Source organism: Micromonospora sp. NPDC049201 (assembly GCF_055586805.1).
This window is the reverse complement of the sequence record NZ_JBVJHM010000002.1, coordinates 537,517-561,712: the sequence shown is the minus strand read 5'-3', so window position 1 is coordinate 561,712 and position 24,196 is coordinate 537,517. Positions and strand designations below refer to the sequence as shown.

Sequence of the window (24,196 nt, the reverse complement as noted above, 5' to 3'; positions counted from 1 at the left end):
TACCCCCTTCGAGGACTGGATCGCTGCCATGAGCGCACCGCTGCGCCCGCGGGTCCACCGCGCCCCGCTCGCCTTTCCCCGTACCCTCACCGTCGGTGTGCTCGGCGCCGGCCGGGTCGGCGCCGTGCTCGGCGCGGCGCTCGCCGCCGCCGGTCACCGGGTGGTCGCCGCGTCCGGCGCGTCCGGCGCCTCGCGGGCCCGGTTGGCGCTCCTGCTGCCGCAGACCCCGCACCACGCCGCGCCCGCCGTGGCCCGCGCCGCCACCGACCTCCTGCTCGTGGCGGTCCCCGACGACGCCCTGGCCGCTGTGGTCGCCGACCTGGCCGCCACCGGCGTGCTGCGCCCGGGGCAGGTCGTGGCGCACACCTCCGGCGCGCACGGGCTGGCCGTGCTGGCCCCGGCCGCCGCGGCCGGCGCCCGGCCGCTCGCGCTGCACCCGGCGATGACCTTCACCGGTACGCCGGACGACCTGTCCCGCCTGGCCGGCAGCTCCTACGGGGTGACCGCCCCGGCCGAGCTTCGCCCGTTCGCGGCCCGGCTGGTGGCCGACCTGGGCGGGGTGCCGGAGTGGGTGGGCGAGGCCGACCGGCCGCTCTACCACGCGGCGCTCGCGCACGGCGCGAACCACCTGGTGACAGTGGTCAACGACGCGGCCGACCGGCTGCGCGACGCCGGGGTGGACCGGCCGGAGAAGGTGCTGGCCCCACTGCTGCGGGCCGCCCTGGAGAACGCGTTGCGGCTCGGCGACGACGCGCTGACCGGCCCGGTCTCCCGGGGCGACGCGGGCACCGTACGCCGGCACCTGGACCGGCTGGCCGCGACCGCGCCGGAATCGGTGCCGGCCTACCTGGCGTTGGCCCGACGGACGGCGGACCGCGCCGTCGCGGCGGGTCGCCTGCACCCGGCGGACGCGGCGCCGCTGCGGGACGTGCTGGACGGGATGGAGGTGGCCTCCTCGTGGTGAACGTGGTGCACACGCGTAAGGAGTTGGCGGTGGCCCGGGCCGGGCTGGCCGGCAGCGTCGGCGTGGTGATGACCATGGGCGCGCTGCACGCGGGGCACGAGACGCTGCTGCGGGCCGCCCGGGAGCGGGCCGACCACGTGCTGGTGACGATCTTCGTGAATCCGCTCCAGTTCGGCCCGAACGAGGACTTCGACCGCTATCCGCGCACGCTCGACGCGGACCTGGAGATCTGCCGCCGGGCCGGGGTGGACCTGGTCTTCGCGCCCACGGTGAACGAGATGTATCCGGAGGGACAGCCGACGGTGCGGCTCGACCCGGGTCCGCTCGGCGCGGACCTGGAGGGCCTGAGCCGGCCCGGCTTCTTCCACGGCGTGCTCACCGTGGTCCTGAAGCTGCTCCAGCTCACCCGCCCGGATCTGGCCTTCTTCGGCGAGAAGGACTATCAGCAGCTCACCCTGGTCCGCCGGATGGTCCGCGACCTCGACGTACCGACCGAGATCGTCGGCGTGCCGACCGTACGCGAGCCGGACGGCCTGGCGCTGTCCAGCCGCAACCGTTACCTCTCCGCGTCGGAGCGGCGGGCCGCGCTGAGCCTCTCCGCCGCGTTGCGCGCCGGTGCGGCGGCGGCGGAGCGGGGTGACGACGCGGGCGCGGTGCTGGCCGCCGCCCACCGGGCGTTCGACGTGCCGGAGGCCCGCCTCGACTACCTGGTGCTCACCGACACCGACCTGGAGCCCGGCCCGGTCTCCGGCGCGGCCCGGCTGCTGATCGCCGCCTGGGTGGGCGCCACCCGCCTGATCGACAACACGGCGATCCACCTCGCGCCGCGTCCCTGACCCTCCACGAACTGCGGAAAGGCAACCCGATGCTCCGGACCATGCTCAAGTCGAAGATCCACCGGGCCACGGTGACCCAGGCCGACCTGCACTACGTCGGCTCGGTGACGGTGGACGAGGATCTGCTGGACGCCGCGGACCTGCTCCCCGGCGAGCAGGTCGCGATCGTCGACATCACCAACGGGGCGCGGCTGGAGACATACGTGATCCCGGGTCGCCGGGGCAGCGGCGTGATCGGCATCAACGGCGCCGCCGCGCACCTGGTGCACCCCGGTGACCTGGTCATCCTCATCTCGTACGGGCAGATGGACGACGCCGAGGCCCGCACCTGGCAGCCCCGGGTGGTGCACGTCGACGCCGACAACCGCATCGTCGACCTGACCGCCGACCCCACCACCGCCGCCCCCGGCACCGCCGGCACCCCCATCCCCAACCCCCTCGCCGCCGCCCTGACCTGACCGACCCGACCCGACCCGACCCGGCCCCCCGTCCCCGCTCCTCTCTGCGATCTTGCAGTTGGTGCCCCGCACCTGCCCTCTTTGCCTCATTTGTCGGGGCGGCAATCGCAAGATCGGCGAGCGGGGTGGGTGAGCGGGGTGGGTGAGCGGGGTGGGTGAGCGGGGTGGGGGTGGGTCAGCGCGGGCTGTTACCGGAAGGTCATTTTCGGCTACCCTGGGCGGGCCGTCGGAATCGACGGTCGTCGGGCTGGGGGAGGCGCGATGGGCCGTGCGATGCGCAGCCTCGTCGCCGCGGTGGTCGCGGGCGTGGTGCTGACCGGGTGTGCCTCGTCGGGCGGGGTGGACGGGGACCTCGCCGACGACTGGCCGGCGCTGGGCCCCGCCGGGCCGTTCACGCCGGTGGCCGGCGTCTGCCAGGTCGCCGACTTCACCCCGACCGTGGGCCTGGCCGGGTACGCGCCGGTCGGCTGCGAGGTGCCGCACCGGGTGGAGACGGTGCACGTCGGCGCGTTCACCGTCGACCGGGCCGCTCCGCCGGCGCTCACCTCACCGGAACTGCGTACCGCGTTCGCCGAGTGCGACACCCGCGCCCGGGGCTACGTCGGCGACGACTGGCGTGCCGGTCGGCTCCGGCTGGCCGTGGCGACGCCCACCGGCACCGGGTGGACGGCCGGTTCCCGCTGGTTCCGGTGCGACCTGACCGAGCTGAACACGACCGAGGCGGCGGCCACCGTGGTGACCCGGACGGGCAGCCTGCGCGACGCGCTCAAGCAGCCCTCCCGGCTACGCCTCGGCTGCCAGCGCACCGGCCAGGACCGGCGGCGGGTGCAGACGCTCACCGCGGTCGACTGCACGACCACGCACGACGCCGAGTTCGTCGGCGTGTGGGCGGCGCCGGACCGGCCGTACCCGAAGAAGCCGGCGGACTGGGCCCCGCTCTACGCCGGCTGCTACGCCGCCATCGCGCGCTGGACCGGCGTGCCCGGCGACCCGGTGTTGCGGTACCGCAGCGACGTGGTGGTCCGGCCGCCCGGCCCGGGCCGCTGGGCGGTCGGCGACCGTGGGGTCCGCTGCTACCTGTGGCTCAGCCACCGCAAGGTGAGCGTCTCGTTGAAGGGCGCCGGCCCGGCCGGGATGCCGGTCCGGACGAGGTAGCCGGAACCACTCGTCCCGCCCCCGCCGCCCGGGACGAGGATGCTTCGGGTTGACTGTGCTCATGGACCTTCCCACGGTCGACCTGCCGGCACTGCCCCGGCTGCTCGCCGCGCCCGCGCCCGGTTGGGTGGAGACCACCGACGTGATCGTGGTCGGCTCCGGGGTCGCCGGGCTGACCGCCGCGCTGCACCTGCGTGAGGCCGGCCTGCACGTCACGGTCGTCACCAAGGTCGACATCGACGAGGGCTCCACCCGCTGGGCGCAGGGCGGCATCGCCGCGGTGCTCGACCCGGCGGACAGCCCGGCCGCGCACGCCCACGACACCGAGGTGGCCGGCGTCGGCCTCTGCGACCCGGCGTCGGTACGGGCCCTGGTGGAGGAGGGCCCGACCCGGCTGCGCGAACTGATGCGGATCGGGGCGGAGTTCGACCGCAACCCGGACGGCTCACTGATGCTCACCCGGGAGGGCGGTCACCGGGCCGACCGGATCGTGCACGCCGGCGGCGACGCCACCGGCGCGGAGGTGCAGCGGGCGCTGCACGCCGCGGTGCGCCGCGACCCGTGGATCCGGCTGGTCGAGCACGCCCTGGTACTGGACCTGCTGCGCGCGCCGGGCGACGGCCCCGGCGGGCTCGGGCCGGCCTGCGGCGTCACGCTGCACGTGCTCGGCGAGGGCAGCGAGGACGGCGTCGGCGCGATCCTCGGCCGCGCGGTGGTGCTGGCCACCGGCGGGATGGGGCAGATCTTCGCCGCGACCACCAACCCGGCGGTCTCCACCGGCGACGGGGTGGCGCTGGCGTTGCGCGCCGGCGCGGTCGTCACCGACCTGGAGTTCGTCCAGTTCCACCCGACCGCGCTGATCGTGCCGGCGGGCGGACCGGGCGCCGGTCTCGCACAGCAGCCGCTGGTCTCCGAGGCGCTGCGCGGCGAGGGCGCCCACCTGGTCGACGACGACGGCAAGCGGTTCATGGTCGGTCAGCACGAGTTGGCCGAGCTGGCCCCCCGTGACGTGGTGGCCAAGGGCATCCACCGGGTGCTGCTCGCCAGCGGGGCTGACCACGTGTTCCTGGACGCGCGGCACCTGGGCGGTGACTTCCTGGCCCGGCGGTTCCCCACCATCGTGGCGTCCTGCCTGGCCATCGGCGTGGACCCGGCGACCGACCTGATCCCGGTCGCGCCGGCCGCCCACTACGCCTCCGGCGGCGTCCGGACCGACCTGCACGGCCGTACCTCGATCCCCGGCCTGTACGCGTGCGGCGAGGTGGCCTGCACCGGTGTGCACGGCGCCAACCGGCTGGCCAGCAACTCGCTGCTGGAGGGGCTGGTCTTCTCCCGCCGGATCGCCGAGGACATCGCCGCCGGGCTGCCCGAGCAGGCCCGCCCGGCGGAGACCGGCGCGTGGGTGGGCGGGCCGGGCCGGCTGGTGCCGGCGGCGGGCACGCCGGAGCTGCAACGGGCGATGACCCGGGGCGCGGGTGTGCTCCGCTCGGCGGAGACGCTGGCCGCCACCGCCGCCACGCTGCGCGCGCTGGGCGAGGGGGCGGGCGTGCCGCGTACCGCCGACTGGGAGGCGACGAACCTGCTCACGGTGGCGTCGACGCTCGTCGCCGCCGGGTACGCCCGGCAGGAGACGCGGGGCTGCCACTGGCGGGAGGACTTCCCGGTGGCCGACGACCGGTGGCTGGGGCACCTGGTGGCCGAGGTGGGCCCGGACGGGCTGCTCGCCGAGCGTTGGGAGGATCCGGTTCGGTGAGCCCCACAGTCGCGAACATGGTGAACGAGGAGAAGAAATCATGATCGAGTCGACGGTGCGGGCGCTGCGCGAGGGTGGCCTGGATCCGGAGCGGGTCCGACGGGTCGTGGTCGACGCGCTGGCCGAGGACCTGGGCCCGGACTTCCTCGACGTGACGAGCGTCGCCACCGTCCCGGCCGAGCAGCGGGACACCGCCGACCTGGTGGCGCGCGCGGACGGCGTGGTGGCCGGGCTGCCGGTGGCCGCCGCCGTGTTCGAACTGGTCGGCGACGTGACCGGCGCCGGGCGTACGGTCGAGGTGTCGCTGGTGGCCCACGACGGGCAGCGGGTGGCGCGCGGCGACGTGCTGGCGACCGTGACCGGGCCGACCCGGCTGCTGCTGACCGCCGAGCGGACGGCGCTCAACCTGCTCTCCCGGATGTCCGGGGTGGCGACCCACACCCGGGCCTGGGCGGACGCGCTGGCCGGCACGAAGGCCATGGTGCTGGACACCCGCAAGACCACGCCGGGGCTGCGGGCGCTGGAGAAGTACGCGGTCCGGGCCGGCGGTGGCACCAACAAGCGGATGGGCCTGCACGACGTCGCCATGATCAAGGACAACCACAAGGTGGCGGCCGGCGGGATCGCGGCGGCGTTCCGCCGGGTGCGGGAGGCGTTCCCCGACGTTCCGGTGCAGGTCGAGGTGGACACGCCGGCCGAGGCGGTGGAGGCGGTCGAGGCCGGTGCCGGGTTCCTGCTGCTGGACAACATGACCCCGGCGCAGTTGCGCGAGGTGGTGGCCACGGTGGGCGACCGGGCGGAGCTGGAGGCGACCGGCGGACTGACCCTGCCGGTGGCGGCCGAGTACGGGGCGACCGGCGTGGACTTCCTGTCCGTCGGCGCGTTGACCCACTCGTCACCGATCCTCGACATCGCCCTCGACCTGCACGCCAGGTGACCGTCTAGGCTGCCGCTGTGCTGCTCTGCATCGACATCGGAAACACCAACACCGTGCTGGCGACCTTCGAGGGCGACAAGCTGGTGCACTCGTGGCGGATCAAGACCGACGCCCGTTCCACCGCGGACGAGCTGGGTCTGATGTTCCGCGGGCTGCTGGCCGGTGACGCCGTGGAGATCACCGGAGTGGCCGCCTGCTCGACCGTGCCGGCCGCGTTGCGATCGCTGCGCACCATGCTGGGCCGCTACTACGCCGACCTGCCCAGCGTGATCGTCGAGCCCGGGGTCCGCACCGGCGTGCAGCTCGCCATCGACAACCCGAAGGAGGTGGGCGCGGACCGGGTGGTCAACACGCTTGCCGCGTACACGCTCTACGGCGGGCCGTCGATCGTGGTCGACTTCGGCACCACCACCAACTTCGACGTGATCAGCGATCGGGGCGAGTTCCTCGGCGGGGCGTTCGCGCCCGGCATCGAGATCTCCTTCGACGCGCTGGCCGCCCGCGCCGCGCAGCTACGCAAGGTGGAGGCCACCCGGCCGCGCTCGGTGATCGGCAAGAACACGGTCGAGTGCCTCCAGTCCGGGCTCTACTTCGGCTTCGCCGGCCAGGTGGACCGGATCGTCGAGCGGATGTCCGAGGAGCTGGGCGAGGTGCGGGCGGTGATCGCCACCGGCGGCCTGGCCTCGTTGGTGGTGGGCGAGTGCCGCACCATCACCCACCACGAGCCGATGATCACGCTGATTGGCTTGCGAATGGTCTACGACCGCAACCTCTGAAAGGAAGGGCCCCTTCTTAACGCCTCCGGTAGAGGAGGGGCCCCCTCCTAACGCCGGTGTGCCCGGAGCACCATCGTGCGGTAGGGCAGCTCCACGGTGGCCCGGCCGGCCAGCTCGGGGTGGGTGGCGAACAGCTCGGCCAGCCCGCCGTCGACCCGGGCCCGTTCGGCCGGGGTGGCGGTCAGCCAGTAGGAGCGGGTGTGCAGCATCGCCACCAGGTCGTCCGGCGTGAGCGTGGTGGCGTGGTCGAACTCGCCCACCTCGACCGGGGTGAAGGCGGGGCCGAAGTCGGCGTACCGGCCGGTCACGTCGCCGGCGTTGTGGTCGAGATGGGCGATCCGGGTCAGCTCGGCCACCCAGCCGACCCGTTCGTCACGCACGTTCCACACCGGCGCGAACGTGCCGCCGGGGCGCAGCACCCGGGCCACCTCGGTGTGCGCGCGGTCCCGGTCGAACCAGTGGTAGGCCTGCCCGGCCAGCACGGCGTCCGCGTCGCCGTCCGGCAGCGGCACCGACTCCGCGCTGCCGGCGAGCGCCGTCGTGCCCGGCGTGGCGGCGGCCAGTTGCGCCCGCATCCCCGGATCGGGTTCCACGGGTACGACGTGATGCCCGAGCGCGGTCACGCCACGGGTGAGGATGCCGGTGCCGGCACCGAGGTCGACCACCCGGGCCGGGGCCGGCGACCCGTCCAACGCCCAGCGCAGCGCCGCCTCGGGATAGCGGGGCCGGAACCGGTCGTACGCGGCGGCGGCGGCGCCGAACGAGAGCGCCGCAGTGGGGTCGGTCATGGCCGGCAGGTTATCCCGTAACGGCCGGCACGACGCTTGAGTACGCTCATGGGCTGACCCCGCCGATGTTCCCCAAGGCCTGAGGAAGCGTGCCGTGACCGAGCAGAACGCCCTGCCAACAGATCCCGCCGACGACCTTCCCGAGCAGATGAAGGTCCGCCGGGAGAAGCGGGACCGGATGCTCGCCGAGGGCGTCGAGCCGTACCCGGTCGGCTTCCCCCGGACCACCACGCTGGCGCTGCTCCGGGAGCGCTACGCCGACCTGCCCACCGACACCGCCACCGGGGACCGGGCGTCGGTCACCGGCCGGGTGATCTTCATTCGGAACACCGGCAAGCTCTGCTTCGCCACGCTACGTGACGGCGACGGCACGGAGCTCCAGGCGATGCTCTCGCTGGACCGGGTCGGCCCGGAGCGGCTGGCGGACTGGAAGCGCCTGGTGGACCTCGGTGACCACGTCGGCGTGACCGGCGAGGTGATCACCAGCCGGCGCGGCGAGCTGTCGGTGCTGGCCGACGAGTGGGTGGTCACCGCCAAGGCGCTGCGCCCGCTGCCGGTGGCGCACAAGCCGCTGAGTGAGGAGTCCCGGGTCCGTCAGCGCTACGTCGACCTGGTGGTCCGTCCGCAGGCCCGGCAGATGGTGCGGACCCGGGCCGCCGCGGTCCGCAGCCTGCGGGACACCCTGCACGGGCAGGACTTCATCGAGGTCGAGACGCCGATGCTGCAACTGCTGCACGGTGGCGCGACCGCCCGGCCATTCGTGACCCACAGCAATGCGCTCGACACCGATCTGTATCTGCGAATCGCACCGGAACTGTTTCTCAAGCGGGCGGTCGTGGGTGGCGTCGACCGCGTCTTCGAGATCAACCGCAACTTCCGTAATGAGGGCATCGACTCCTCGCACTCGCCCGAGTTCGCGATGCTGGAGGCGTACCAGGCCTACGGCGACTACGACACCATGGCCGCGCTGACCCGGAATCTGGTGCAGCAGGCCGCCGTCGCGGTCGCCGGCTCGACCGTGGTGACCCACGCCGACGGCAGCGAGTTCGACCTGGGCGGCGAGTGGCGGTCGGTGACGCTGTTCGGTGTTCTTTCGGAAGCGCTCGGTGAGGAAGTCACCGTCCGCACCGAAAGGTCACGCCTGGTCGAGTACGCGGACAAGATCGGCCTCTCGGTCGACCCGAAGTGGGGTCCCGGCAAGCTGGCCGAGGAGTTGTTCGAGGAACTGGTGGTGCCCTCCCTGCAGGCGCCGACGTTCGTCCGCGACTACCCGGAGGAGACCAGCCCGCTGACCCGGGCGCACCGGAGCGAGCCCGGCCTGGCCGAGAAGTGGGACCTCTACGTGCTCGGCTTCGAGCTGGGCACCGCGTACTCCGAGCTGGTGGACCCGGTCGTGCAGCGGGAGCGGCTGGTGGCCCAGGCGCAGCTCGCGGCGCGTGGCGACGACGAGGCCATGCGACTCGACGAGGACTTTCTCCGGGCGATGGAGTACGGAATGCCGCCGGCCGGCGGTATGGGAATGGGAATCGACCGGCTCCTGATGGCGCTGACCGGCCTGGGAATTCGGGAAACCATCCTGTTCCCCTTGGTCCGGCCCGAGTAGGGCCGCAAAGCTTCTCCGGCTTGTTACGCCATCCTATTGACGGAGCAAGCATCGGGCAGGTTATCGTGCTCTGGGTAATGCAGGAGCGCAACCCTGCTCGAAAGGAATGTGGGACGTGGCCAAGCAGATCATTCACAAGCTGGTCGATGACCTGGACGGCGGGGACGCTGACGAGACTGTCAAGTTCGCGCTGGACGGCGTGCAGTACGAGATCGACCTCTCGGCTTCCAACGCTGAAAAATTGCGCGATGCATTCGCGCAGTACATCGCGCACGGAACGAAGGTCGGCCGCGGGGGAGTGGTCGTGGGTGGCCGGGCCGCACGTGGCCGGGGCGGCGCGACCGCGGACCGCGAGCAGAACAAGGCAATCCGGGAGTGGGCCAAGAGCAACGGCAAGGACATCTCCGACCGGGGCCGGATCCCGCAGGAGATCGTGGACGAGTTCCACGCCAAGGCGGGGCGCTGACGCCGACCGCACGCGACGGCGACCGACGCCGGCCGGGAGGACGACTCCGGGCCGGCGTCGGCGTTTCGTCCTCTTCGTCGCCGATGTCTCTTTCCCGGCCAGAGGTCGGCGGGTGGGTCGGGACCGGCCGCCGGCGCGGGAAGAATTCGGCGTCCGGGAGAGTTGTCCACAGGCGGTGGAGATTCCGTCCACAGGCTGTGGACGACCGTGGTGGGCGCCTCGACGCCGCCCGAGCCCTCTCGACCGGGCCTTCCGCCGACGGTCGAATTTCGCTCTGCGCGTACAGGCAGGGGTCCCGGAACACCTCCTGAGCGTGGACGGTTGGCAGAAACGACGTCGGAACGGTCATCGGCGGGGTCACACGACCTCAGCGGAGACGGTCCGCGGCGATAGAGTAAGGAGGCACGGACGCCCGTCCCGGACGTCCGCGCACCGGCCCCGCCGAGATCTGACCATCAAGGCGCACGGCATGTGAGGAGCACGAGGGCATGTTCGAGCGGTTCACCGACCGAGCGCGACGGGTTGTCGTCCTGGCCCAAGAAGAGGCCCGGATGCTCAACCACAACTACATCGGTACGGAGCACATCCTGCTGGGCCTGATCCACGAGGGTGAGGGTGTCGCGGCAAAGGCCCTGGAGAGCCTCGGCATCTCCCTGGAGGGCGTCCGCCAGCAGGTCGAGGAGATCATCGGCCAGGGCCAGCAGGCGCCGAGCGGGCACATCCCGTTCACGCCGCGGGCCAAGAAGGTGCTGGAGCTGTCGCTGCGCGAGGCGCTGCAGCTCGGCCACAACTACATCGGCACCGAGCACATCCTGCTCGGCCTGATCCGCGAGGGCGAGGGCGTGGCCGCCCAGGTGCTGGTCAAGCTCGGCGCCGACCTCAACCGGGTCCGCCAGCAGGTGATCCAGCTGCTCTCCGGCTACCAGGGCAAGGAGCCGGCCGCGGCGGGCGCCGCGCCGGGCGAGGCCGCGCCGTCGACCAGCCTCGTGCTGGACCAGTTCGGCCGCAACCTGACCCAGGCCGCCCGCGAGGGCAAGCTCGACCCGGTCATCGGGCGCGAGAAGGAGATCGAGCGGGTCATGCAGGTGCTGTCCCGCCGCACCAAGAACAACCCGGTGCTGATCGGCGAGCCCGGCGTCGGCAAGACCGCCGTGGTGGAGGGCCTGTCCCAGAAGATCATCAAGGGCGAGGTGCCCGAGACGCTCAAGGACAAGCAGCTCTACACGCTCGACCTCGGTGCCCTGGTGGCCGGTTCGCGTTACCGCGGTGACTTCGAGGAGCGCCTCAAGAAGGTGCTCAAGGAGATCCGCACCCGCGGCGACATCATCCTGTTCATCGACGAGATCCACACCCTGGTCGGCGCCGGCGCCGCCGAGGGCGCGATCGACGCCGCCAGCATCCTCAAGCCGATGCTGGCCCGTGGCGAGCTGCAGACCATCGGCGCCACCACGCTCGACGAGTACCGCAAGCACCTGGAGAAGGACGCCGCGCTCGAGCGCCGCTTCCAGCCGATCCAGGTGGGTGAGCCGTCGCTGGCCCACACCATCGAGATCCTCAAGGGCCTGCGGGACCGCTACGAGGCGCACCACCGGGTGAGCATCACCGACGCCGCGCTCGTGGCCGCCGCGACGCTGGCCGACAGGTACATCTCCGACCGCTTCCTGCCGGACAAGGCGATCGACCTGATCGACGAGGCCGGTGCCCGGATGCGCATCCGCCGGATGACCGCGCCGCCGGACCTGCGTGACTTCGACGAGCGCATCGCCCAGGTGCGCCGCGACAAGGAGTCCGCGATCGACGCGCAGGACTTCGAGCGGGCCGCTCAGCTCCGCGACAAGGAGAAGCAGCTCCTCGGCCAGAAGGCCCAGCGGGAGAAGGAGTGGAAGGCCGGTGACCTGGACGTCGTCAGCGAGGTCGACGACGAGCAGATCGCCGAGGTGCTCGGCAACTGGACCGGCATCCCGGTCTACAAGCTGACCGAGGAGGAGACCTCGCGCCTGCTGCGCATGGAGGACGAGCTGCACAAGCGCGTCATCGGCCAGGAGGACGCGGTCAAGGCGGTCTCGAAGGCGATCCGGCGGACCCGGGCCGGCCTGAAGGACCCGAAGCGCCCGTCCGGCTCGTTCATCTTCGCCGGCCCGTCCGGTGTCGGTAAGACCGAGCTGTCCAAGGCGCTCGCCGAGTTCCTCTTCGGCAGCGAGGACGCCCTCATCCAGCTGGACATGTCCGAGTTCCACGACCGCTACACGGTCTCCCGGCTGGTGGGTGCCCCTCCCGGCTACGTCGGCTACGACGAGGGCGGCCAGCTCACCGAGAAGGTGCGCCGCCGGCCGTTCTCGGTGGTTCTCTTCGACGAGATCGAGAAGGCCCACCCGGATGTGTTCAACACGCTCCTCCAGATCCTGGAGGACGGGCGTCTCACCGACGGCCAGGGCCGGATCGTGGACTTCAAGAACACGGTCATCATCCTGACCACCAACCTCGGCACGCGGGACGTCGCCAAGGCGGTCTCCCTGGGCTTCCAGGCCTCGGAGGACTCCGAGTCGAACTACGACCGGATGAAGCAGAAGGTCAACGACGAGCTCAAGCAGCACTTCCGGCCCGAGTTCCTGAACCGGATCGACGACACCATCGTCTTCCACCAGCTGCGCGAGACCGAGATCCTCTCGATCGTGGACATCATGATCCAGCGGATCGAGGGCCAGCTGCGCAACAAGGACATGGGTCTGGAGCTGACCGACAACGCCAAGAAGTACCTGGCGAAGAAGGGCTTCGACCCGGTGCTGGGCGCACGGCCGCTGCGTCGCACGATCCAGCGCGACATCGAGGACAACCTGTCCGAGCGGATCCTCTTCAACGAGCTGACCCCGGGTCAGATCGTGGTGGTGGACTGCGAGGGCGACCCGGAGAACATCGACAAGTCCAAGCTCGTCTTCCGGGGCGCGGACCGGCCGGACGCCGTGCCGGACGCGGTCCCGGCGGATCTCGGCGCCGCCGCCACCGGCGCGGACGACGCCGCCGCGTAAGGCGGGCAACTGTTCCAGGGCGACGGCCCCGGTCGGCGAGAGCCACCGGGGCCGTCGCCTTTCTCCGCCCCGGACGGGTGGGGCGCGGTGCGTCAGGGCAGCGGGATCGGGGGGCCGTCGCCGGCCAGTCGGAAGGACTCCGGGCCCACCGGCTCCACCAGTCCGTCGGTGACCAGCCCGGCCAGCGCCCGGGCCCGCTGCACGTCGTCGTGCCAGACCTGGTCCAGCCGCTGGTGCGGCACCGGCCCGGTGGTCTCCCGGAGCACTGCCAGGAGCAGGCCGCGTACCTGCCGGTCGGTGCCGGCGTAGCGCTGCGGGCGGCGGGTCGGCCCGTCCGGGGCGGCCTGCCCGGAGGCCCGCCAGGCGCAGCTTGACTCGACCGGACACACCGCGCAACGGGGCGACCGGGCGGTGCAGACGACCGCCCCGAGTTCCATGAAGGCGGCGCTGGCCAGGGCCGCCGCGGCCGGCTCGATCGGCAGCAGTTCCTCGGTGGCGACCAGGTCGGCGGGTCGGGTGGTCGGGCCGGCGTCCGGCTCACCGGCGACCGCCCGGCACACCACCCGCCGGACGTTGGTGTCGACCACCGGGTGCCGCTGCCCGTACGCGAACGCGGCCACCGCCCGGGCCGTGTACGTGCCGACGCCGGGCAGCGCCAGCAACTGCTCCAGCCGGTCGGGCACCACGCCGCCGTGCCGCTCCACGACGGCCACCGCGCACTCGCGCAGGCGTACCGCCCGGCGGGGGTAGCCGAGCCGGCCCCACATCCGGATCGCCTCGGCCGGGGTGTCCTCGGCCAGCGCGCGCGGTTCCGGCCAGCGGGCCAGCCACGCCTCCCACGCGGGCACCACGCGGACCACCGGCGTCTGCTGGAGCATGACCTCGCTGACCAGGATCGCCCAGGCGCCGATGCCGGGCTTGCGCCAGGGCAGGTCGCGGGCGTTGCGCTCGTACCACCGGCTGACCTGGGTGGCGAAGGTGGGCTCAGTCATGGCGGTGCCGATGATGCCACGGGCGGGGATCCCGCTGATTGGGCGGGCCGGGTGGGCCGACGCGGGGGGCACTTCGGTGGCGCGGCAGAATGTCCGAATGAACGAGCTCGCGATCACCGTCATCGGCCGGGACCGGCCGGGCATCGTCGCCGACGTCGCGGAGGCCCTCGCCCGGCTCGGCGCGAACCTCACCGACTCGACGATGACCCGGTTGCGCGGCCACTTCGCGATGACGCTGATCTGCGTGGGCCCGGCCGCCGCCGACGTCGAGGCCGCGCTGGCCCCGCTCGCCGCCGACGGGTACCTGCTGGCCACCGTACGCGCGGTCGCCCCGGACAGCGCCAGCGTGCCGGTCGGCGAGCCGTACGTGCTGGCGGTGCACGGCGCGGACCGGATGGGCATCGTCGCGGCGATGACCCGGGTGCTGGCCGACGCCGGCGGCAACGTGACCGACCTGAGCACCCGGCTGACCGGCTCGCTCTACGTGGTGGTCGCCGAGGTGGAGTTGCCGCCGGGCAGCTCGGACGAGGTGGCCGGCCGGCTCACCCGGGCGGCGGCCGAGCTGGGTGTCGGCGTCAGCCTCCGCCCGGCGGACTCGGACCTGCTGTGACCGGCGAGGGGTACGCCGGCCTGGGTGGCTGGACACCGGAGAAGCTGGGTGTCCCGGGCGAGGTCCGTCCGGTGGTCGCCGCCCCGGAGCCGGTGCTGAGCCGGCCCGGTCCGGAGGTCGACCCCACCTCGGACGAGGTGGTGCGACTGGCCGCCGACCTGGTGGCCACCATGCGCGTCTCGCCGGGCTGTGTGGGCCTGGCGGCACCGCAGATCGGGGTGAACGCCCAGGTGTTCGCGGTGGACGTGACGGGGCATCCGAAGGCGGTCACCGTGCACGGCACGTTCGTGCTGTGCAACGCCCGGGTGGTGGAGGCGAGCCGGTGGAAGGCCGGCCGCGAGGGCTGCATGTCGGTGCCCGACCTGACCGGCGACGTGAAGCGGGCCAGTCGTCTGGTGGTGGAGGGGTCGCTGCCGGGCAGCGGCGAGCCGGTACGGCTGGTGACCGACGGTTTCGAGGCGCGTGCGCTCCAGCACGAGATCGACCACTGCGCCGGGTTACTCTTCCTCGACCGGGTGGCCGGGGCGCACGCCGTCTACCAGCGGCAGGTCTATCTCTGACCGACCCCGTGGGATGCCACAGTGGACGTCCGGATCGGGGTGACGCGCGGTCACCGGCGCGTCGGACCGGCACACCGAGCGTCGCGCGGCTACGGTAGGCGCATCATGCGTCTGACGGTCGGCCCCCTGCCCCCCACCGTGTATTGGCGGCGTCGTGCCGTCGTGCTCGGCGCGGGCCTGCTCTTCCTGATTGTCCTGCTCTACTCCTGCACCGGCTCGGACCGTAACGCCGGCGGGCCGGGCGGGGGTGACCCGTCGCCGGGCGGCTCCGCCGGAGCGGCCCCGGGCCCGTCCGGCTCGGTGCTGACCCCGCAGACGGCCAGTCCGTCGCCGGCGCCCGACGTCTCCGGTGGTGACGCCGGCGCCGACGGTGGCGACACGAGCAGCGGCGGGGGCACGAACACCGGGGGCGGTACGAACACCGGCGGCGGCTCGGGCCCGGGCGACGGCGGCGCGTCCGGCGAGCCGGTCTCCGGCGACGGCGCCTGCACCGACGCCGAGCTTCAGGTGACGCCGGTCGCGGTGCCGGCCACCGCCCAGCGGGGCACGGTGGTCACGCTGCGCCTCAAGGTCAAGAACGTCTCGAACCGTACGTGCAGCCGGGACGTCGGCGCCGATCTCCAGGAGCTCTACGTCAAGGCGGGCGCGGAGAAGATCTGGTCGTCGGACACCTGCGGCACCGGCAAGGGCTCGGACGTGCAGTCGTTCACGCCGAACTTCGAGCGCGCCTACGAGTTGGGCTGGAACGGACGGGACACCACCCGCTGCGCCGACGGGCTGGCCGCCGGCCCGTACGCCCCGATCGGCACGTACCAGGTCTTCGCCCGGGTCGGCACCAAGATCAGCGAGCCGGTGAAGCTGACCGTCACCGGCTGAGCCGGGTCAGACGTACCGCTCCAGGATGGACGCCTCGGCGAGCCGGGACAGGCCCTCGCGGACGCCCCGGGCGCGGGCGTCGCCCACCCCGTCGACCGCCTGAAGATCCTCCACTGTCGCACCGAGCAGCCGCTGGAGGCTGCCGAAGTGCACCACCAGCCGGTCGACCACGGCCACGGGCAGCCGGGGCACCTTGGCCAGCAGGCGGAACCCGCGCGGGCTGACCGCCGCGTCGAGCGCGTCCGAGGCGGACGGGTAGCCGATCGCCTTGGCCACCGCCACCAGGTCGATCAGCTCGGTGGCGCTGAGCAGGTCCAGCTCGACGAGCGCCTCGTCGAGCGTGCGCGACTTGCGGCCGACCGGCAGGTAGTCGCGGATGACCAGGGTGCGGTCGGCGTCCACGCCGGCCATCAGCTCGTCGAGCTGGAGCGCCAGCAGTCGGCCGTCGGTGCCCAGCTCCACCACGTAGCCGGCGATCTCGTCGGCGATCCGCCGGACCATCTCCAGCCGCTGCACCACGGCGACCGCGTCGCGGACGGTGACCAGGTCCTCGATCTCCAGCGCGGAGAGCGTGCCGGAGACCTCGTCCAGCCGGAGCTTGTAGCGCTCCAGCGTCGCCAGGGCCTGGTTGGCCCGGGACAGGATCGCCGCGGAGTCGTCGAGCACGTGCCGCTGGCCGTTGACGTAGAGGCTGATGATCCGCATCGACTGGCTGACCGAGATGACCGGGTAGCCGGTCTGCCGGGCCACCCGCTCGGCGGTGCGGTGCCGGGTGCCGGACTCCTCGGTGGGGATGGACGGGTCGGGCATCAGGTGCGCGCCGGCCTGGACGATGCGGGTGCCGTCGCTGGAGAGCACCACGGCGCCGTCCATCTTGCACAGCTCGCGGACCCGGGTGGCGGAGAACTCGACGTCCATCGGGAAGCCACCGGTGCAGATCTGCTCGACCACCTTGTCGTAGCCGAGGACGATCAGCGCGCCGGTGCGACCGCGCAGGATCCGCTCCAGGCCGTCGCGGAGCGCGGTGCCCGGAGCCATCAGGGCGAGATTGGCCCGCAGCGGGTCGGCGCCGGCCCCGCCGACGCTGCCGGCGACGCTCACGCTGATGGCGCGGGTGGGGTTGCCGCTCACGGCGCCGGTGCGGGCCTGCGGCGTCGCCGTTGCGGGCTTGGTGGCATCGCGGTCGATCGGCACGGGCACAGTCTACGGACTGCGGTGCGGTGGGTGCTCTCGTGGTTACTGTGATGTGTCGTGATGTCGGGCGCGACGGGCCGGCCCGGGGCGGCGCGACCTGTCCGGAATCGTCCGCCCGCGCCCGGCACGTGACTACCCACGGTCACTCCGCGGATGCTCGGGCGGCGGCCTGGAGCGCCGCGCGCACGTCCGTGACCTCGATCACCCGCATCTGCTCGGGGGCGACGCCGCCGCTGCCGGGGCCGGCGCCGGGCGGCACCAGGGCCAGCCGGAAGCCGAGCCGGGCCGCCTCGGCCAGCCGCCGGGACACCGCGCCGACCCGGCGCACCTCACCGGTGAGCCCGACCTCGCCGATGGCGACCAGGTGCGGGTTGAGCGCGAGGTTGAGCCCGCCGGAGGCCACCGCGAGCGCCACCGCCAGGTCGGCGGCCGGCTCGACCACCCGGATGCCGCCGACGGTGGCGGCGAAGACCTCGCGGTCGTGCAGCGTCAACCGCTCGGTGCGCCGCTGGAGCACCGCCAGGACCATGGCCAGCCGGGCGCCGTCGAGACCGGAGACGGTGCGTCGCGGCGAACCGGCGACCGTGGCCCCGATCAGCGCCTGCACCTCGGTGACCAGCGCCCGCCGGCCCTCCATGGCGACCGTGACGCAGGTGCCCGGCACCGGCTCGGAATAGCGGGTCAGGAACAGGCCGGACGGGTCGGCCAGGCTGCTGATGCCGCCCTCGTGCATCTCGAAGCAGCCCACCTCGTCGGCGGCCCCGAACCGGTTCTTCACGCCGCGCACCATGCGCAGCGAGGAGTGCTTGTCGCCCTCGAAGTGGAGCACCACGTCCACCAGGTGCTCCAGCACCCGAGGGCCGGCCACCTGGCCGTCCTTGGTGACGTGCCCGACCAGGACGGTGGCGATGCCGCGTTCCTTGGCCACCGCGACCACCGCCGCGGTGACCGCGCGCACCTGCGTCACGCCACCGGGCACGCCCTCGGTGCCGGTGGTGGAGATGGTCTGCACCGAGTCGAGCACCAGCAGGCCCGGCTTGACCGCGTCGAGATGGCCGAGCACCGCCGCCAGGTCGCTCTCGGCGGCCAGGTAGAGCTGGTCGTGCAGGGTGCCCATCCGCTCGGCCCGCAACCGCACCTGGCTGACCGACTCCTCACCGCTGACCACCAGCGACGGGCTGCCCGCGCCGGCCGCCCACTGCTGGGCCACGTCGAGCAGCAGCGTCGACTTGCCGACGCCGGGCTCACCGGCCAGCAGCACCACCGCGCCGGGCACCAGCCCGCCGCCGAGCACCCGGTCGAGCTCGCTGACGCCGGTGGGCCGGGCCCGGGCCGGCGCGGCGCTGATGGTGGCGATCGGCCGGGCCGGCTCGGCCGGCATCCGGGAGCTGACCACCCGGCCGGAGACCAGCGGACCGGTGACCGTGGACTCGACCACCGAGCCCCACTCGCCGCACTCGGGGCACCGGCCCATCCACTTGGGCGGCTGGTGGCCGCAGGCGTCGCACTCGTAGGCCGGGCGGGGTTCGCGGGCGGCGGCGCGACCGCGGCCGGCGCCGGCGCGGGACGGGGTCGATCGGGGCGTGGTCACCACCGGACGCTATCCGGCCGGTACGACGAACGCCCACCGCCGAGACGACGACACCGCCGCGTGGCGCTGGCCACCGCGGCGGTGTCGGACGGAACGGGGGTACGGCGTCAGCCGTGGCTGCCGCCCTCGGTGCCACCCTCTTCGGCGGAGTGCTCGCGCGGGTTGACGATCTGGGACGGCTGCGCCGGCGGGGTCAGCGGGACACCGATCGGCGCCGGGGTCTTGATCACCTTGCCGCCGCCGAAGTCGAAGGTCAGGTTGACCTGCTGGCCGACGAGGAGCTTCTGGTTCAGGCCGACGAGCTGGAGGAACCGCGGGTTGCCGCTGTTGAGCTGCGCGTAGCCGAGCGCCGGGATCTCGATCCGGGCCGGCTGGCCGGCGGGCGCCGACGCGCTCTCCGACGGCGACGCGCTCTCCGACGGCGACCCGCTGGGCGAGGCGGACGGCGACGCGGGAGCCTCCAGCGACTGACTGGGGGAGGCGCTCGGGTCGGTGGCGGTGGGCGACGCCGACGCCGGCTCGGTCGGCGAGCCGGTCGGGGTGGCCGCGCCGCTGGAGCCGGCCGCGCCGGTCAGCAGGAGCTCCCGGGCGCTGTCGGTGGTGACGGTCACCGTCACCGGGGACTCGCTGTCGTTGTAGATCACGACGTTCAGCGGGGCGGTCGCGCCGGCCTGGTAGCCCTCCGGGCCGGGGAACTGAACGTAGAGCCCGCGCACCTTGTAGAGGTTGTCGGAGGTCTGGACGTTGACGCCCTGCACCGACGGGATCTTGTTGGCGGTCTCGGCGATCTGACCGGCGCCGCACCCGGACAGCAGCAGGCTCGCCGCCGCCGCCGAGCCGGCCAACAGCAGGGCCGGTCGCCGGGAACCCCTGATCGAGCGCGTCACGTCGGTCCTCCTCGTCACGATCCCCGCCCGGTCGACCCCCGGACACGGGGTGGCCATACCCGCGCAGACCGCGCTCCAGGGTAGTTGGAGCTGATCGAGGCCCGCACGCGGACCCGGCAATGCCATCCTCGGTGGCGACGGCTCAGACCACCCGGCCGTTCGCCACCAGCAGCACCACATCGATGAGCGCCACCACCAGCACCGACCGGAAGGCGGCCACCGGCCGGCCACCGGTGGCGGTCGCGGCGCGCCCGGCGTACCAACCGAGGGCCGGCACCGCGACGGCGGCGGCCACCGCCGACAGGCCGGTCCACGACGGCGGTCCGGGCGGACCGAACACCAGCGCGACGGTGGCGGCGAGGAGCAGCCCGGCGGCGGCCAGCCGGCTGCCCGTGGGGCCCAGCCGGTGGGGCAGCCCGCGCACCCCGGTGCGGGCGTCGTCGGCCAGGTCGGGCAGCACGTTCGCGAAGTGCGCCCCGGCGCCCAGCAGCGCGGCGGCGGCCACCAGCCAGGCCGGCGGCGCGGGCGAGCCGGGCCGGGCCAGCACCACGAACGCGGGCAGCGCGCCGAACGAGACCGCGTAGGGCAGCACCGACACCGCCGTCGACTTCAGCGGCTTGTTGTAGAGCAGCGCGGAGACCAGCCCCAGCGTGGCGCAGGCCGCGGCGGCCGGGCCGCCGGTCAGCGCCAGCAGCGGGGTGGCGACGGCGGCCACCGCGGTGGCCCGGGCCAGCGTCGGCCGGGCGACCGCGCCGGTGGTCACCGGCTTGTCGGTACGCCCCACCGCGGCGTCCCGGTCGGCGTCGATCAGGTCGTTGCTCCAGCCGACGGCGAGCTGGCTGGCCAGCACCGTCAGCGCCACCGTGGCCACGCCGGCGGCGGAGTGCCCGACGCCGGCGGCGAGCAGCGCGGCGACCACGACGACCGCCGCGGCCGGCTCCGGATGGCTCGCTCTGACCAGCCCTAACACCCGCGTCGACATAAGGGAAGTCTGGTCGTTACCGGGGAGTCGTGCCACGCTCGGTCCATGCCCGACGCGTCGCCGGTGTCCAGCCCGCACCGGGCGCTGTCCCGGAACGACCCCCGGCAGTACGACGACCTGGCCGGCGAGTGGTGGCGGCCCGACGGCGCCTTCGCCATGCTGCACTGGCTGGCCCGCGCCCGCGCCGCCCTGGTGCCCCCGGCGTCCACCCGGGACGACCTGCTGGTCGACCTCGGCTGCGGGGCGGGGCTGCTGGCGCCGCACCTGGCCGGCAAGGGCTACCGGCACGTCGGGGTGGACCTGACCCGCTCCGCGCTCGACCAGGCCGCCACGCACGGCGTGACAGTGCTCCAGGGCGACGCCACCGCCGTGCCGCTGGCCGACGGGTGCGCCGCCGTGGTCTCCGCCGGTGAGCTGCTGGAGCACGTGCCGGACTGGCGGCGGGCGGTGGCCGAGGCGTGCCGGTTGCTGCGGCCCGGCGGCCTGCTGGTGCTGGACACGCTCAACGACACGCTGCTGGCCCGGCTGGTCGCGGTGGAGCTGGGTGAACGGCTGCCCACCGTGCCGCGCGGCATCCACGACCACCGGCTGTTCGTGGATGCCCGCGCGCTGGTCGCCGAGTGTGCCCGGCACGGCGTGTCGTTGCGCCTGCGCGGGGTCCGGCCGGAGCTGGGCGGCACGCTGGCCTGGTTGGTGCGCCGGTGGCGGGGCGGTGACCGTCCGCTGCGGACGGAGCCGCGCATCGTGCCGACGCGGTCGACGGCGGTGCTCTACCAGGGCAGTGGGCGCCGGGGCGGATAGCGGAGGTCACCGGGGGTAAGGGACGCCGAGAAGGGGGCGACATGACCGTGTACGCGCTGGAGGCGGCCCGCCGGTTGGCACCGCGACTGGCCGCCCGGGCGGCCGGGCACGACCGGGACGGCTCGTTCCCGGTGGACGACTTCGCCGACCTTCGCCAGGCCGGCCTGTTCGGCCTGATGGTCCCGCGTGAGCTGGGCGGGCAGGGCGCGACCTTCGCCGAGTACGCCGCCGTCGCCACCGAGCTGGCCCGGGGCAACGGCGCCACCGCGCTGGTGTTCAACATGCACGCCTCGGTCACCGGGGCGTTGGGCGCGGTGACCGAGGAACTGGCCGAGGCGCTCGGCGTACCGGAGGAGGCGCTGGCCGCCCGCGACCGGCTGTTGCGCGCGGCGGCCGACGGCGCGTGGTACGCGGTGGCGATGAGCGAGCGCGGCGCGGGCGCGCGGTTGTCCCAGCTCAGCACCGTCTACGAACCGGTCGACGGTGGCTGGCACGTCAAGGGCAGCAAGACGTTCTGCTCCGGCGCCGGCCACCCGGACGGCTACCTGGTGGCCGCGCGCAGCGCCACCGACCAGTCGGTGGTCTCCCAGTTCCTGGTGCCGGCCGGGGAGGGGATCACGGTCGAGCCGAGCTGGGACTCGCTCGGCATGCGCGCCACCTCCTCGCACGACCTGCACCTGGACGTGACCGTCCCGGCCGACCGGCTGCTCGGCGGCGTGGAGGGGTTGGCGCTGGTGGTGGCCCAGCTCATGCCGCACTGGCTGGTGGCCAGCTACGCCGCCGTCTACGTCGGGGTGGCCCGGGCCGCGATCGACGCCGCCGCCGAGCACCTGAACACCCGCGGCCTGGCCGGGCTCCCGGCGGTCCGGGCCCGGCTGGGCCGGGCGGACGCGGCCACCGCCGCCGCCGAGCTGGTGGTCGCCGAGGCGGCCCGCCGGGTCGACGAGGAACCCGGCTCGGCCGAGACGAACCGCTGGGTGTGGCGGGCCAAGCTGCTGGCCGGCACCACCGCCGCGGAGGTGGCGGCGTCCATGCTGGAGGCGGCCGGCACGTCGGCGACCCGCCGTGGTCATCCGTTGGAGCGCCTCTACCGGGACGCCCGGTGCGGCTCGCTGCACCCGGCCACCTCCGACGTGTGCGCCGACTGGCTCGGCATCGCCGCGCTCGGCGGCGACCCGGACCGGGACAGCGCGGTCCCTCGTTGGTAAGCCGGAGTTCGACGGCCGCAGGACTGAGCGAAGCTGAGGTGGGGACGTGGGCGTACCAGTGATCGCGGGTCTGGGCATGGCGCTGCCGCCGGGCGCCGCGCAGGACGAGCTGTGGACGGGTTTCTTCGAGAAGCACTTCTCGGGCACCACGCGGGTGCTGGCCGAGAAGATCTTCGCCAACTCCGGGGTGACCCGGCGGCAGGCGGCGGTGAATCCGCTGCTGGAAGACGTCTCGGAGTGGCCGACCGAGCGTCGGATGCGCCGTTACCAGGTCGAGGCGTTGCCGCTCGGGAAGGAGGCGGTCAGCCGCGCGCTCACCGCCGCCGGCCTGGACGCCGGCGACGTCGGGCTGTTCGTGGTCTGCTCCTGCACCGGTTACGCGACGCCCGGCCTGGACATCCTGCTGGCCCGTGACCTCGGCATGGCCCCGGACACCCAGCGCATGTTCGTCGGCCACATGGGGTGTTACGCGGCGTTGCCCGGGCTCGGCGCGGCGAGCGACTTCGTCACCGCCCGGGGGCGGCCGGCGCTGCTGCTCTGCGCGGAGCTGACCAGCCTGCACATCCAGCCGCCGGGTGCCCGGGTGGACACCCAGCAGATCGTCTCGCACGCGCTGTTCTCGGACGCCGCGGTCGCCGCCGTGGTCGTCCCGGGCGGCCCGGGGTACGCGTTGCGCGAGGTCACCTCCGTCACCGACACCTCCACCGCCGACCACATGACCTGGGACGTCACCGACACCGGCTTCCGGATGGGGCTGTCGCCGAAGGTGCCGAAGGTGCTGTCCCGGTTCGTCCGCGACCTGGTGGACGACCTGTTGGCCCGGCACGGGTGCGACCGGTCCGAGGTGGACGGCTGGGCGGTGCACCCGGGCGGCCCCCGGATCCTCAACGTGGTGGAGCGTGAGCTGGAGCTGCCGCCGACGGCGCTGGCGGCGTCCCGGGAGACGCTCGCCGAGCACGGCAACTGTTCGTCCCCGACGGTGCTGCTGATCCTGGACCGGCTGAGCCGTACGCCGTCGCCGCCGCGCCGGGTGGTGATGCTCGCGTTCGGCCCGGGGCTGACGCTCTACGCGGCGTTGCTGGAGCGCACGGGCTGACGGTTCGCCGTGGCGTCGATACGCTGCCGGCATGGCCTCGGAGGAGCGGATCCGGCGGGCAGTGCTGGTGGGCCTGACCGTGTTGGCGTTGGCGGTCGGCGCGTGGTGGTGGCGGTCGGCGACGCCGTGGTTGGGCACGACGGTCGGCTCCTCCACCGACGACCTCGCCCGGTCCCGGGTGGATCTCGGCGCGGGGGGCGGGTCGACCCCGCCCGAGCGGCCGTCACCCCGCTCCCGGATGGTGGCCGAGGTCGATCCCCGCACCGGTGAGGTCCGTTCGCCGGTGGTGGTCGACGTGGAGCCCGACGGCGGGACGCGCCAGGGGAACGTGTCGCACGTGGTGTGGCGGGAGACCTCGCGGCTGATGCCGGGTGGCCCGCCGGTCGTGCGGCAGGCGAACCCGGCGCCGGGTGACGAGTACCGGCTGTCGGTGGGCTGCGAAGGTGACGGCGCCGTGTCGATGCGGGTGGTCGGTGCCGGCGCCGACGGCGTCGAGCGGGTGCTGAGCTGCGGCGGGCAGGTGACCGTCGTGTTCCTGGACGGCACGGGCGCGCCGGTGTACGTGCGGTTCGCCGCGCTGCGGGGCGAGGTCGAGCTGAACGCCCGGCTGGAGGCGCTCTACTGAGCCGCTGAGCCG

The 24,196-nt window shown here is 73.7% G+C and carries 23 protein-coding genes; 17 read left to right on the top strand and 6 right to left on the bottom strand.

The window, feature by feature from the left end; genetic code table 11:
* Positions 1-28: 28 nt before the first annotated feature.
* The 7 genes from ACZ6O5_RS06450 (at position 29) to ACZ6O5_RS06420 (ending at position 6,879) form a co-directional block, all read left to right on the top strand.
* Complete coding sequence (locus tag ACZ6O5_RS06450; protein ID WP_465974871.1) at positions 29-964, top strand: Rossmann-like and DUF2520 domain-containing protein; 936 nt, start codon at positions 29-31, stop codon at positions 962-964.
* Complete coding sequence (panC, locus tag ACZ6O5_RS06445) at positions 958-1,800, top strand: pantoate--beta-alanine ligase (protein ID WP_465974869.1); 843 nt, start codon at positions 958-960, stop codon at positions 1,798-1,800. The genes ACZ6O5_RS06450 and panC overlap by 7 nt, the downstream gene beginning before the upstream one ends.
* Before the next feature lie 29 nt (positions 1,801-1,829).
* Positions 1,830-2,258 carry an aspartate 1-decarboxylase gene (gene panD / locus ACZ6O5_RS06440; RefSeq protein ID WP_396774006.1) on the top strand — a complete coding sequence of 143 codons (429 nt, stop codon included), beginning with the start codon at positions 1,830-1,832 and terminating at the stop codon, positions 2,256-2,258.
* Positions 2,259-2,519: 261 nt separating this feature from the next.
* Positions 2,520-3,413, top strand: a complete 894-nt coding sequence (locus ACZ6O5_RS06435) for a septum formation family protein (protein ID WP_465974867.1) — start codon at positions 2,520-2,522, stop codon at positions 3,411-3,413.
* Between the two features lie 61 nt (positions 3,414-3,474).
* A complete protein-coding gene (locus ACZ6O5_RS06430) occupies positions 3,475-5,166 on the top strand; it encodes an L-aspartate oxidase (protein ID WP_465974865.1) in 1,692 nt (563 codons plus the stop codon).
* A 40-nt stretch (positions 5,167-5,206) separates the two neighbouring features.
* On the top strand, positions 5,207-6,103 hold the full coding sequence (gene nadC / locus ACZ6O5_RS06425; protein ID WP_465974863.1) for a carboxylating nicotinate-nucleotide diphosphorylase: 897 nt from the start codon (positions 5,207-5,209) through the stop codon (positions 6,101-6,103).
* Between the two features lie 17 nt (positions 6,104-6,120).
* Positions 6,121-6,879 (top strand): type III pantothenate kinase, encoded by a 759-nt coding sequence (locus ACZ6O5_RS06420; RefSeq protein WP_281934419.1) that lies wholly within the window; start codon positions 6,121-6,123, stop codon positions 6,877-6,879.
* A gap of 47 nt (positions 6,880-6,926) precedes the next feature.
* Here ACZ6O5_RS06420 and ACZ6O5_RS06415 read toward each other — a convergent pair whose 3' ends face one another.
* Positions 6,927-7,667 (bottom strand): class I SAM-dependent methyltransferase, encoded by a 741-nt coding sequence (locus tag ACZ6O5_RS06415; RefSeq protein WP_465974861.1) that lies wholly within the window; start codon positions 7,665-7,667, stop codon positions 6,927-6,929.
* 94 nt (positions 7,668-7,761) lie between these two features.
* Between ACZ6O5_RS06415 and lysS the strand changes: the two genes are divergently transcribed.
* The 3 genes from lysS to ACZ6O5_RS06400 all read left to right on the top strand — a co-directional run bounded on the left by lysS (position 7,762) and on the right by ACZ6O5_RS06400 (position 12,762).
* Complete coding sequence (gene lysS / locus ACZ6O5_RS06410; RefSeq protein WP_465974859.1) at positions 7,762-9,270, top strand: lysine--tRNA ligase; 1,509 nt, start codon at positions 7,762-7,764, stop codon at positions 9,268-9,270.
* Positions 9,271-9,385: 115 nt separating this feature from the next.
* Positions 9,386-9,736 (top strand): histone-like nucleoid-structuring protein Lsr2, encoded by a 351-nt coding sequence (locus ACZ6O5_RS06405; RefSeq protein WP_199199943.1) that lies wholly within the window; start codon positions 9,386-9,388, stop codon positions 9,734-9,736.
* A 488-nt stretch (positions 9,737-10,224) separates the two neighbouring features.
* The gene (locus ACZ6O5_RS06400) at positions 10,225-12,762 is read left to right on the top strand and encodes an ATP-dependent Clp protease ATP-binding subunit (RefSeq protein ID WP_465974857.1); all 2,538 of its coding nucleotides are present in this window, start codon (positions 10,225-10,227) and stop codon (positions 12,760-12,762) included.
* A 92-nt stretch (positions 12,763-12,854) separates the two neighbouring features.
* On the opposite strand, the gene ACZ6O5_RS06395 is transcribed toward ACZ6O5_RS06400, so the two are convergent.
* Positions 12,855-13,754, bottom strand: coding sequence for an HhH-GPD family protein (locus ACZ6O5_RS06395; RefSeq protein WP_465974855.1), 900 nt, complete (start codon positions 13,752-13,754; stop codon positions 12,855-12,857).
* 97 nt (positions 13,755-13,851) lie between these two features.
* Here ACZ6O5_RS06395 and ACZ6O5_RS06390 point away from each other — a divergent pair, with 97 nt between their 5' ends.
* The 3 genes from ACZ6O5_RS06390 to ACZ6O5_RS06380 all read left to right on the top strand — a co-directional run bounded on the left by ACZ6O5_RS06390 (position 13,852) and on the right by ACZ6O5_RS06380 (position 15,800).
* Positions 13,852-14,364 (top strand): glycine cleavage system transcriptional repressor, encoded by a 513-nt coding sequence (locus tag ACZ6O5_RS06390; RefSeq protein ID WP_107161743.1) that lies wholly within the window; start codon positions 13,852-13,854, stop codon positions 14,362-14,364.
* On the top strand, positions 14,361-14,924 hold the full coding sequence (locus ACZ6O5_RS06385) for a peptide deformylase (RefSeq protein WP_465974853.1): 564 nt from the start codon (positions 14,361-14,363) through the stop codon (positions 14,922-14,924). The genes ACZ6O5_RS06390 and ACZ6O5_RS06385 overlap by 4 nt, the downstream gene beginning before the upstream one ends.
* Before the next feature lie 105 nt (positions 14,925-15,029).
* Positions 15,030-15,800, top strand: a complete 771-nt coding sequence (locus ACZ6O5_RS06380; RefSeq protein WP_465974851.1) for a hypothetical protein — start codon at positions 15,030-15,032, stop codon at positions 15,798-15,800.
* Positions 15,801-15,806: 6 nt separating this feature from the next.
* On the opposite strand, the gene disA is transcribed toward ACZ6O5_RS06380, so the two are convergent.
* From disA to ACZ6O5_RS06360, 4 genes are all read right to left on the bottom strand, one after another.
* Complete coding sequence (disA, locus tag ACZ6O5_RS06375; protein WP_396773986.1) at positions 15,807-16,994, bottom strand: DNA integrity scanning diadenylate cyclase DisA; 1,188 nt, start codon at positions 16,992-16,994, stop codon at positions 15,807-15,809.
* A 142-nt stretch (positions 16,995-17,136) separates the two neighbouring features.
* Positions 17,137-18,585 carry a DNA repair protein RadA gene (gene radA / locus ACZ6O5_RS06370; protein WP_281934438.1) on the bottom strand — a complete coding sequence of 483 codons (1,449 nt, stop codon included), beginning with the start codon at positions 18,583-18,585 and terminating at the stop codon, positions 17,137-17,139.
* A 107-nt stretch (positions 18,586-18,692) separates the two neighbouring features.
* Positions 18,693-19,472 (bottom strand): hypothetical protein, encoded by a 780-nt coding sequence (locus ACZ6O5_RS06365; protein ID WP_465974849.1) that lies wholly within the window; start codon positions 19,470-19,472, stop codon positions 18,693-18,695.
* A gap of 142 nt (positions 19,473-19,614) precedes the next feature.
* The gene (locus ACZ6O5_RS06360) at positions 19,615-20,454 is read right to left on the bottom strand and encodes a UbiA family prenyltransferase (RefSeq protein WP_465974847.1); all 840 of its coding nucleotides are present in this window, start codon (positions 20,452-20,454) and stop codon (positions 19,615-19,617) included.
* A 45-nt stretch (positions 20,455-20,499) separates the two neighbouring features.
* On the opposite strand from ACZ6O5_RS06360, the gene ACZ6O5_RS06355 reads away from it, so the two are divergent.
* The 4 genes from ACZ6O5_RS06355 (at position 20,500) to ACZ6O5_RS06340 (ending at position 24,184) form a co-directional block, all read left to right on the top strand.
* A complete protein-coding gene (locus tag ACZ6O5_RS06355) occupies positions 20,500-21,255 on the top strand; it encodes a methyltransferase domain-containing protein (protein WP_465974845.1) in 756 nt (251 codons plus the stop codon).
* A gap of 41 nt (positions 21,256-21,296) precedes the next feature.
* A complete protein-coding gene (locus ACZ6O5_RS06350) occupies positions 21,297-22,463 on the top strand; it encodes an acyl-CoA dehydrogenase family protein (protein ID WP_465974843.1) in 1,167 nt (388 codons plus the stop codon).
* 76 nt (positions 22,464-22,539) lie between these two features.
* A complete protein-coding gene (locus ACZ6O5_RS06345; RefSeq protein WP_465975048.1) occupies positions 22,540-23,559 on the top strand; it encodes a type III polyketide synthase in 1,020 nt (339 codons plus the stop codon).
* Between the two features lie 31 nt (positions 23,560-23,590).
* Positions 23,591-24,184 carry a hypothetical protein gene (locus ACZ6O5_RS06340; RefSeq protein ID WP_465974841.1) on the top strand — a complete coding sequence of 198 codons (594 nt, stop codon included), beginning with the start codon at positions 23,591-23,593 and terminating at the stop codon, positions 24,182-24,184.
* Positions 24,185-24,196 lie beyond the last annotated feature (12 nt).